This is a genomic window from Cyanobacterium sp. T60_A2020_053 (genome assembly GCA_015272165.1).
Classification (GTDB): domain Bacteria; phylum Cyanobacteriota; class Cyanobacteriia; order Cyanobacteriales; family Cyanobacteriaceae; genus Cyanobacterium.
The window spans coordinates 17433-27388 of record JACYMF010000040.1; the positions used below are offsets into that span (position 1 = coordinate 17433).

Below are 9956 nucleotides of genomic sequence, written 5' to 3' on the forward strand. Positions count from 1 at the left end.
GGATAATGAGTTGAAATAGCAAAGGAAATTATTATTTCATAATTCATAATTCATAACTCATCATTCATAACCTCACCAGCAAAATGTTAAGATGTTGTTACAATAGTTAACATTGAAGCAAAATAGACAGGAAAAGTCTAAACTTGATTATGGTCAACCAAACTCCCAATCCAGAAACAATCAAAGAAACTAGCCCCGTTATTGAAGTTCACGCTCAACCCGTAGTAATCCCCACCCAACATCAAGAAAATTTAGGACCCGTTAGTGATACTTCCCCCGAAGATTGGGAGTACAACCCCAACCATATTATCGCCTTTTATCGTAATAAACCCTTTCAAGTATTAACTAGGCTAATTAATCTTACCTTTCCCCTTATCTCATTTATCTTATCTAATTGGTGGAACTCTTTATGGGGAAAATCCAGCGCCCGTGAAAAGAAACAAGCCATCAAACTGAGAAAAATTTTAACTAAGCTAGGACCAGCATATATCAAAATTGGTCAAGCCCTATCCACACGACCAGATTTAGTTTCCCCCACTTACTTAGAAGAATTAACTACTCTACAAGATCAACTTCCTCCCTTCCCCAACGAAATTGCTTATCAATTCATAGAAGAGGAGTTAGGTAAAATTCCGCAGGAAATTTATGCAGAAATTACCCCTAGTCCTATTGCTGCCGCTTCCTTAGGGCAAGTTTATCGAGGACGATTAAAAACAGGGGAAGAAGTCGCTATTAAAGTTCAGCGCCCAGATTTAGTAAGACGTATTACCCTTGATATATATATCATGCGTAGTATCGCTAGTTGGGTTAAGGGTAATGTTAAGCGTATCAGGTCTGATTTGGTTGCCATTGTGGATGAATTAGCCGCACGGATTTTTGAGGAAATGAATTATCTCAAAGAAGGGGATAACGCGCGCCGTTTCCAAGAATTGTATGGACATTTGCCCGAAATCTATGTACCCAAAATTTATTGGGAATACACAGGCAGACGAGTGTTAACCATGGAATGGATTGAAGGAACAAAATTAACCGACATCGAAAAAATCCAAGCTCAGGGTATCGATGCCACTCACCTAGTGGAAGTAGGGGTACAATGTTCCTTACGTCAATTATTAGAACATGGGTTCTTCCATGCTGATCCTCATCCCGGCAACCTTCTGGCAATGCCTGACGGTAGATTGGCTTATCTTGACTTTGGCATGATGAGTACAATTTTGCCCTATCAACGGTACGGATTAATCGAAGCCGTGGTACACCTCGTTAATCGTGATTTTGAGGGGTTAGCCCAAGATTATATCAATTTAGACTTTTTGACCCCTGAAACTGATCTCACGCCCATTATACCAGCCTTAACGAGCGTTTTTAATAACGCTTTGGGCGCTAGTGTAGCGGAGTTGAATTTCAAAAAAATTACCGATGAAATGTCGGCGATGATGTATGAATTTCCTTTCCAAGTACCTGCTTATTATGCTTTAATTATTCGCTCCATGGTGACATTAGAAGGCATTGCCATTAATATTGATCCTGAGTTTAAGGTATTGAGTAAAGCCTATCCTTATGTGGCGAAAAGATTGTTAACGGATCAGTCTGAGCAGTTACAAAGTTCTTTAAAAGATTTATTATTTAAAGATGGTAGTTTCCGTTGGAATCGTTTAGAGAATTTATTGCGTAATGCGAAGGATTCCCCCGATTATAATTTTGATACGGTGGTAGATCAAGGTATTGAGTTTTTATTGTCAGATCGTGGTACTTTTATCAGGGAAAGATTAGCCAGTGAAATTGTCAATTATTTGGATAATTTAGGGCAAAAAACTTGGTTTAATATTTCTGAATCAGTTAGAAAGACCATTGGTTGGGAAACCCAACAGCGCCCTTCACCCCTCAAAAATAATCAGGTGAAAGATGATTCCCTGAGTAATATTCAAAACATCTTACAAATCTTACAAGAAACTGAGGGTTATGATCCCGTAAAATTGCTTCCTATTATTACGAAAATAGTGCAAAATTCCGAGACTCAAAAACTAGGTCAGAAAATCGCTGGAGGTTTAGCCCAGAAAGCAACAGCAAGATTAATTAAGAACATTTTATTAGACAGTGATTACAATGGTAACGGCAAAAGTGTAATAAAAAATCCTCAGTATTCTTTACCAGCAAGAAGATAAAACACTTACTTAGAGACGTTACATATAACGTCTCCACATTAATCATGAAATACCTGGTTTTATTTCTGTTTAAAATTTGCTAAATTTATGACCTTACAAGTAGAATTAAGAACTGCAAAAATACCCTTTATTGGTAGGATTGCGGTACATTACTGGTTTGTAATTAGGGAAAATGACATCACCGAAAGATGGGAAATATGGCAGAAACAAAAATTAGTTTCCAGTAGTTGGGGGCATTTACATAAAAACCTCATGAATCCCAATAATGGCGTTGGTAATGGTGATAGTTGGTGCGAGAAAATTTGGCAAGAAAAAGAAGCGGAAAATCTTATTTCTATGATTAGAAAAACTCCCCTTATTTATCCCTATAATCACCGCTATTTTTATTATCCCGGTCCAAATAGTAATACTTATGTACAATGGGTTTTAGATCAATCTAAAATTGCCTATAATTTATCCCCTCAAGGTTTAGGAAAAAAATATCATAATTTAACCTTTTTTGATATTTTTAGTTTAAGTACCGTTGTTCAAAATATTAAGTAAAATTTAAAATAAAAAAGAGAGAAAAAAATTTATGAACAAGATTTCTATTGAATAATTGACAAAAAATCACATAAGGAAAAAAGATTATCTATAATTAATGGAAAAAGTAGTACCCACTCCCTCCTCACTGTCAAGGATAATATAACCCCCCATCATTTCACTAAATTTCTTAGTAATAGTTAAACCTAAACCAGTACCACCATACTTTCGAGTGGTAGGTAGAAGCATCAGCTTGAGCGAAGGCATTAAATAATTTTGCTTGTTGCTGAGGATTCATGCCGATACCCGTATCTTTGACGGCAAATACAATCCATTCTTTTCCTTCCTTCTCATAACGTTCAACCTTGAGGGTAATGGTACCATGGTCAGTAAACTTACTGGCATTACTGAGCAAATTAAACATATTTTGTCTAATTTTGGTAACATCCCCTCGCATGGTACCTAAATGTTCTGGTCTTTCCACTTTTAAGGTGTTATTATTTTTCTCAATCAAAGGTTGGATGGTAATAATAATTTCATGAATTACCTTATCCAGCTCGAAATCTTCTAGGTATATTTCCATTTTTCCTGCTTCAATCTTGGAAATATCCAAAATGTCATTAATTAAACCTAAAAGATGTTTCCCAGCGCCGGAATTTGAATATAGGTATTGACAAAATCATTTTTCCATGCCTAACCATAGGATTGAACGGTATTGAAAAAATTAACCACTCGATTTTTCATTTCGTCATTAAGATTAACGTTTGTGCCTAAAAAAATACCGGGGGAAAATTCAGGATTGAAGGGTTGAATATTACGAGTAGTACCATCTGAACGAAGGGCTGCAATTCGGTTAAATTGAGCTATTTTTCACGGATCAATAGTATTAATTTGATTTTGTAAATATTGTTTAACTAAATTATTGTTATTTTCTGCTTGGATAAAAATTTCGCTTTCTTTTTCAACGACAATTTCCGTATTTTTTTTCACAGTTTGAATGGTGTCATCTTTTATTCTCCGAATGACATAGAGGTATCCTAATCCATTACACAATAAAGTAATTATTCCTACGGCTAAAACGGTTTTAATGAGGGTTTTTTTGGCTAATGATTGATGAAACGTTTCTAAAGACTGACATTTTTTTTGTTTCTTATTATTCATGGTTAACCTTCGTAGTGAACCTCAAACTATCGACAACTTACAGCAGTTTTCATTTCCTTAAACCACACTTTGGATTATTACAAATATTATCTTTGCGTCTTTGCGCCTCTGCGAGAAACAAAAAACGTGGTTTATTCATTTGAAATGCGCTGTAAACTAGGATTAACTCTTATTGTACTGTTATTTTCTAATCTTAAAAAAAAGAATTGTTAAGTTATGCAAAATTAATTGTTTATCGGGAAATAGTTTCAGCCTTCTGCACCTCTCCTTAGTAAGCAGGAGAGGCGGTTTTTTCTTTTTTATACTAAAAATTAATGAATTTCTGCCGGTAGTTTGATGTTTTCTTGCCATTTGCGAGGGGCGCTGGCACGGCGAATATTACGCCAAATTTGAGTAGCGGCTAAAGTGCCATCTGCCACAGCAATCGAGACTTGGTTTAAACCTTTTTTCAAATCTCCCAAAGCAAAAATACGGGGATGAGTCGTTTGTGTCATCTCATTGGTGACTAAGTTTTCCCCATCCCATTCTAAACCTTCAATATCTTTCAGGTAATGGTTATGGTAAATCGAACCCATATTAATCAAACCCGTGGTAGCTTCAACAAAAGTGCCATCTTCCAATTCTACTCCTTGCATTTTGTGATTTTCTCCCACAAAACGACTGATTTTACTCTCATGTAAAGGATAGCCATATTCAGCTAATTTTTGTTTCATTTCATCACTAACAGTACATAAACCATGGGTTAAAACTGTAATATAAGGAGTGAACCAGTTTAAGACAAAAGCAGCGTTAATTTGGGCTTCTTTTCCAGCGATTAATACGGCTTTTTGATCCCACATATCATAACCATCACAAATCATACAAACATGAAGATTATAACCAGCATAATCATAAACATTTTGCATATCTTCTAACTGTGGTAACACGTCCATTACTCCAGAGGCAGCGATTAAGTATTTGCTGTGAAAAATGGGATAAACGCTATCTTTTTTACCGATTTTGACTTTAACAGCGAAAGTTTCTCCTTCATCGGCAACATCTTCCACATAACCTCGTAAATGATCAGCGCCCCAGTCCATAGCCTGTTTTGTGCCATGATTTAATAAATCTCTACCTGGTGCATCAGGGTCTATGCCAAGATAGTTGCGTAAGTCTTGCATCCATAATGAGCGCCCTCTCCCTTTTTCGATGATCAAACATTTTAACCCATATCTAGCCAAATAAATTCCAGCAGATAATCCTCCCATACCACCACCCACCACAATAGCATCATAAATGGTATCCACATGATCTTTATAGTTTTTACTTGATAATTTCATATAATTTCTTCCTACTTTATTTGTTTGATATTATTTTGATTTTAACATCTTTAAATAGGTGGTGAGAAAAATGTAGAATTTAGAATTTAGAATGTAGAATTTAGAATTTTTGATAGGGATAGAAAAAATACAGTATTTTTAGAGAAAAAAGTTAATTTATGACACTTTTTGTTATGTAGAATAGAATTTAAACCTTTATTTGACAAGGGTTTTGATTTATTCAGCAGACCCTAAATATATGATGATCTTAGCAATGGACAATGGATAATATCAAGTTTGGATAATTTAGTTACAAATAGATTATCTCTTCGCACTTTACCCACCGTGTAATGAATTACACGGAACCAACAGTTTTTCGTTCAATAAATTGAACTAAGATATTGATATTACTAATTTGTAAGTGATTAAACGGACTTGATATAACTCATAATTCATAATTCATATTTACCATGGACTTTGCTTAATCTAGTAATCCCTTTAATTTCTTGCTCTTGATGATTATAAGCAACCAAAGCAATTTCTTGATCGTAATCAATAAAACAGATGCGCGCTAACCTATCGTGCGCCACCAGCGCCCTCCCACTGATACTATGAAAAAAACGAGAATAGACACTTTGTGCAGATAAAGCAGTACAAAAGTTCACGATTTGCGGTTCATCTTCAGGGGAAATCGGTCGAATGGTAAAATTATCGCCATTACTTAAACTATGATGACTGATATAGTGATAAGGGTAAGGACGAATGGCAGAAGGGGGAATCTCTTGACAGTCAGGAGGATATAACAACACCCGCGCATCTAAACTAATTATCTCATTTTCATTGACCAAAAGAGGATTGATGTCAATTTCCTTGATTTGTGGTTGTTCGATCACTAATTGGCTAAATAAGACCAAAATTTGCTCTAATTGCTCCAAATTAACCGATTTTCTGCCCCTAACTCCCTTTAGTGCCTTAAATATTCTCGTTCTTTCCATCATCCGCCGTGCTAACGTAGTATTTAACGGTGGTAAACCCAGCGCCCGATCTTGATACACTTCTACTAATTGCCCCCCTGTACCAAATAATAGCACCGAGCCAAATTGAGGATCATCACTACTACCCAAAATTAACTCATAACCGTCCAAGTTAACCATCGGTTGCACTGTCACCCCTAAAAAGTCATCAGCGCCCACCCCATTTTTAATAGTTGTAAAGGCATTTTTTACCGCCTCTGGGCTTTGTAAATTCAGTTTAACTCCCCCTACCTCAGTTTTATGGGTGATAGTCTCTGAGTGCAATTTTAGTACCACTGGATAACCAATTTTTTCAGCAATTTCCGTTACTTCTTCTAAATTAACAGCGATATGGGTGGTAACGGTGGGAATACCGTAGGCTTGTAACAGTTGTTTTGACTCGTATTCAGTCAATAAACAGCGCCCTCCATCTTGGGCATGATTAATAATTTTAGTAGCTAAATCTCGATTAATGAGATGATCATGATCGCCAAAACTAGGAGTTTCGTAGAGTGCCTTTAAGTTATCACTGTAGCACCACATGAGGTTAAACAGACGCGCGGCATCATCGGGATAAGGTTGGGTGTAAATATTGGCTTGATTAAGGATAGCTTCCCCCGCAGAAACAGTGCTTCCCCCCATCCAACTGGCAAAAATCGGTTTATCAAGGATATTTTTCGCCACTGCTTTGAGCGCTTCTGCGGTACGAGTGGGATCGGTCATGTCTTGGGGTGTTAAAATAACTAATAAACCATCGCTATTTTCATCCTTAGAGGCAATTTCTAAGGCTTGGGCGTATCTTTCGGGGGTGGCATCACCCAAAATATCAATGGGATTACTATGACTCCAATGGGAGGGTAAAATTTCGTTTAAAGCGGTGATGGTGTGGGCGGTGAGGGGCGCTAGTTTACCTTTACCCCATGTTAACGCATCGGTTGCTAATACTCCGGGTCCTCCAGCGTTGGTTAAAATGGTCAAATTCCTACCTTTGGGGCGCGGTTGTTTTGCCAATAATTCTGCCATATTAAACACTTCGCTGATGGTATCCACTTGTAACACACCGCAACGGCGAAAGGCAGATGCTAATACTTCATCGCTACTGGTTAGCGCCCCTGTATGGGAAGCGGCAGCTTGGGCGGCGGCTGGAGTGCGCCCTCCCTTGATGACGATAATCGGTTTGGTTAAAGCTACTTCTCGCGCAGCGGAAATGAAGGAGCGCGCGTCACCGATGGACTCCATATAAATTACAATACTTTTAGTTAAAGGATCATCACCGAGATAGTAAATTAGATCGCCCCAATCCACATCTAACATGGAACCGATGGAGATAAAGGCACTAAAACCGAGATTTTCTCTTAAACTCCAATCAAGAATTGAGGTACAAAAAGCGCCACTTTGACTGATAAAACCTACGTTACCGATACGGGGATGGGCGCTGGCAAAACTGGCATTTAATCCTGTGGGTGGGCAGATTAAGCCTAAGCAATTTGGTCCAATTATCCTTAAATTACCTTTTTTGGCTTCCCTAAGAATTTCCTGTTCTAATTTTACTCCTTCGGCACCAATTTCTTTAAATCCAGCCGAGATAATTATCGCGCCTTTTACTTTTGCTTCTACACATTGACGAATTATAGCAGGGACGAAGGGCGCTGAATCTGCATTTTTCGTTAATTTTTTTGGCGTTGCTGATTTTGTTGAGTTGCACTTCATTGTAACCCAACCTACATTGTCAAAAAAAGTTATTTTCTAGCTAATAAATCAACGACTCCTGAACCAACGATGATGTTAGGATTATTGGGGGCGGGCGTACTCGGTTTTGCTTCTCGTAAGAAAAAATAATTGAGTAGGTTGGGTTGAGGTACGAAACCCAACATCCCTAACCATAATTTTATTATCGTGTTTTTGATTTAAAGGGTTATCTAAATTAATTATTTTGTGTTGGGTTGCACTTCGTTTAACCCAACCTACACTGTCTATTTTTGTAAGAAATGTTTGTCAAGTTCAATATATTGGGAAAAAAGACTATCGACACTAGCTAATTTAGCCTGATACTCAATTACAGTTGCAATAATTATTCTATCAAAAGGGTCTTTATGAACAGGAGATAAATTAACTGCTAGATTGGCAATCTCAGGAGTAAGTGGTAAAAGTTGAATATCAACAGGTTTTAATGATGCTGTAAACCATTGAGAAGGGGAACAAGGTAAATTAATTCTATTTTTTTGATATGCTAAAGCAATCTCAAAACAAGAAACGCAAGAAACAGCAACATCTGGAGTTGTCTCAATTAATTCTCTCCAGTGATCAGGAAATCGCTTAAATTCTTGATTGATAAACCAAAACCAGATATGGGTGTCAAGTATAATCATTTGAGACATTGCCAGTCATCTTCATCAACAATAGGATCAACAATATTTCCTAATGTTTTCCCTTTCCCAGCTATAAATTCAGGAGGTTGACGGTGCCGATGAAAACTTGGTGAGGAATCTTCGATAATAGTAACAATAACACGAGCAGAAGTAATATTTGGAGTGTCTTCTAACCATGTAACTTTGCCACTTTCATATATGGCTTGATAGCTTTTTAACATAATTTTTGACTAAAAATCCAACTGAAACAAGCATAATTTTTTATGAAAACTACCTGATTATAACAAGGTCAAGAGATTTCTGCACTAAATAAAAATGATAACAATACAGGGCGCAGACCTACGGAAAAAACTGTATTCATTGCTCAATTTTTTGGATATAATCAATTTCATGGCAAATTTCTCCTGATGAGGTGCGCTTAATTTTGTTTTGTACTTCATAACAATGAGAAGCTCTAAATAAAAACATTTATCCAAAAAAATGACTAAAATCGCCCAAATTACGGCAAAAATCGGGGGGGGGGTAGCTCTTGCTCTCGTTTCCTTCGTTAATCTCGCTCCTGCTGACGCTGCCACTTTTACTTTTAATGCTGGGGATGATAATTTACCAACTATTACTAAAACTGTTGATGGTATTACCTTAACTGCTTCTAATCCTTCAACAGGTGTTTTCACGACTGACTCTGATGGTTTATGTGTACTGGGAAATACTGGATTTTGTCAAAACATCACCTCTTTTAATTTAACTTTCTCTAAATCGGTACAATTAAATTCTTATCAAATTGGTTTCGTTAGCTCCAATAACAATGGACAACTAACTTTAACTGCTGGTGCTTTTAACACAACAGAAGCATCTCCTTTTGTTGATGAACAAAACAGAAATTTTGCTAACATGATTACAGTGCAAGCAAACCAAGTTATCTCTGTTGTAGGTACTATTAGCACTCAAGGCTGGAGTTCTTTACAATGGCGTCAAATTACTGTTAATGAGGTAATGTCTCCCCCTGTCACCACTCCTGAACCAACCATGATGTTAGGATTGTTGGGCGTGGGCGCATTAGGTTTTGTTACTCGTAAGAAGAAGTAATTGAGTAGGTTGGGTTAAACGAAGTGCAACCCAACCTACCATATAAAAGTTAAAATTTTGAGGATACAACAGTGCTAATAATGGGTAAAGCAGTTAATTTTTTTTTGGCGCTGCTGATTTTGTCTTATGTCAAGTCAGATTCCCTTAAATTTACTTGTTTCATCACACTTTTTAATAACCCTATTTTTAAATCTTCATTAGCATGAATAGGGATGGATATACTTTGATTCTCTTTGTCATAGCGATAATGACTACCCTTGACTCTGACTAATCGCCATCCTTTTTTTTCTAACCCACCTTCCGCATACTTCAAAAAAAAGCAAAAATATTACAATGAATAAGAGT

The 9956-nt window shown here is 36.9% G+C and carries 9 protein-coding genes and 2 pseudogenes; 4 read left to right on the top strand and 7 right to left on the bottom strand.

The window, feature by feature from the left end; all coding sequences use genetic code 11:
* The first annotated feature begins 149 nt into the window (after nucleotides 1-149).
* Nucleotides 150-2162, top strand: a complete 2013-nt coding sequence (locus IGQ45_06170; GenBank protein ID MBF2056802.1) for an AarF/ABC1/UbiB kinase family protein — start codon at nucleotides 150-152, stop codon at nucleotides 2160-2162.
* 87 nt (nucleotides 2163-2249) lie between these two features.
* Nucleotides 2250-2705 carry a DUF3750 domain-containing protein gene (locus IGQ45_06175; protein ID MBF2056803.1) on the top strand — a complete coding sequence of 152 codons (456 nt, stop codon included), beginning with the start codon at nucleotides 2250-2252 and terminating at the stop codon, nucleotides 2703-2705.
* 84 nt (nucleotides 2706-2789) lie between these two features.
* Here IGQ45_06175 and IGQ45_06180 read toward each other — a convergent pair.
* The 4 genes and pseudogenes from IGQ45_06180 to IGQ45_06195 form a co-directional block, all read right to left on the bottom strand.
* A pseudogene (locus tag IGQ45_06180) lies at nucleotides 2790-3267 on the bottom strand (hypothetical protein).
* A 287-nt stretch (nucleotides 3268-3554) separates the two neighbouring features.
* The gene (locus tag IGQ45_06185) at nucleotides 3555-3845 is read right to left on the bottom strand and encodes a hypothetical protein (GenBank protein MBF2056804.1); all 291 of its coding nucleotides are present in this window, start codon (nucleotides 3843-3845) and stop codon (nucleotides 3555-3557) included.
* 311 nt (nucleotides 3846-4156) lie between these two features.
* Entirely contained in the window at nucleotides 4157-5164 is a 1008-nt protein-coding gene (locus IGQ45_06190) for an NAD(P)/FAD-dependent oxidoreductase (protein ID MBF2056805.1), read from the bottom strand.
* Between the two features lie 446 nt (nucleotides 5165-5610).
* A pseudogene (locus IGQ45_06195) lies at nucleotides 5611-7797 on the bottom strand (acetate--CoA ligase family protein).
* A 138-nt stretch (nucleotides 7798-7935) separates the two neighbouring features.
* On the opposite strand from IGQ45_06195, the gene IGQ45_06200 reads away from it, so the two are divergent.
* Nucleotides 7936-7995: a hypothetical protein gene (locus IGQ45_06200; protein MBF2056806.1), complete on the top strand. Its 60-nt coding sequence runs from the start codon at nucleotides 7936-7938 to the stop codon at nucleotides 7993-7995.
* Nucleotides 7996-8129: 134 nt separating this feature from the next.
* Here IGQ45_06200 and IGQ45_06205 read toward each other — a convergent pair whose 3' ends face one another.
* Together IGQ45_06205 and IGQ45_06210 are read right to left on the bottom strand one after the other, a co-directional pair.
* Nucleotides 8130-8534 (bottom strand): type II toxin-antitoxin system VapC family toxin, encoded by a 405-nt coding sequence (locus IGQ45_06205; protein MBF2056807.1) that lies wholly within the window; start codon nucleotides 8532-8534, stop codon nucleotides 8130-8132.
* Nucleotides 8522-8746 (bottom strand): hypothetical protein, encoded by a 225-nt coding sequence (locus IGQ45_06210; GenBank protein ID MBF2056808.1) that lies wholly within the window; start codon nucleotides 8744-8746, stop codon nucleotides 8522-8524. The genes IGQ45_06205 and IGQ45_06210 overlap by 13 nt, the downstream gene beginning before the upstream one ends.
* 259 nt (nucleotides 8747-9005) lie before the next feature.
* On the opposite strand from IGQ45_06210, the gene IGQ45_06215 reads away from it, so the two are divergent.
* Nucleotides 9006-9611: a PEP-CTERM sorting domain-containing protein gene (locus IGQ45_06215; GenBank protein ID MBF2056809.1), complete on the top strand. Its 606-nt coding sequence runs from the start codon at nucleotides 9006-9008 to the stop codon at nucleotides 9609-9611.
* 124 nt (nucleotides 9612-9735) lie between these two features.
* Here IGQ45_06215 and IGQ45_06220 read toward each other — a convergent pair whose 3' ends face one another.
* Nucleotides 9736-9924 carry a type II toxin-antitoxin system HicA family toxin gene (locus tag IGQ45_06220; protein ID MBF2056810.1) on the bottom strand — a complete coding sequence of 63 codons (189 nt, stop codon included), beginning with the start codon at nucleotides 9922-9924 and terminating at the stop codon, nucleotides 9736-9738.
* Nucleotides 9925-9956 lie beyond the last annotated feature (32 nt).

Bases quoted from the DNA above. Each gene is read 5' to 3' on its own strand.
- IGQ45_06170 (MBF2056802.1), top strand. From the start codon at position 150: ATGGTCAACCAAACTCCCAATCCAGAAACAATCAAAGAAACTAGCCCC.
- IGQ45_06175 (MBF2056803.1), top strand. From the start codon at position 2,250: ATGACCTTACAAGTAGAATTAAGAACTGCAAAAATACCCTTTATTGGT.
- IGQ45_06185 (MBF2056804.1), bottom strand. From the start codon at position 3,845: ATGAATAATAAGAAACAAAAAAAATGTCAGTCTTTAGAAACGTTTCAT.
- IGQ45_06190 (MBF2056805.1), bottom strand. From the start codon at position 5,164: ATGAAATTATCAAGTAAAAACTATAAAGATCATGTGGATACCATTTAT.
- IGQ45_06205 (MBF2056807.1), bottom strand. From the start codon at position 8,534: ATGTCTCAAATGATTATACTTGACACCCATATCTGGTTTTGGTTTATC.
- IGQ45_06210 (MBF2056808.1), bottom strand. From the start codon at position 8,746: ATGTTAAAAAGCTATCAAGCCATATATGAAAGTGGCAAAGTTACATGG.
- IGQ45_06215 (MBF2056809.1), top strand. From the start codon at position 9,006: ATGACTAAAATCGCCCAAATTACGGCAAAAATCGGGGGGGGGGTAGCT.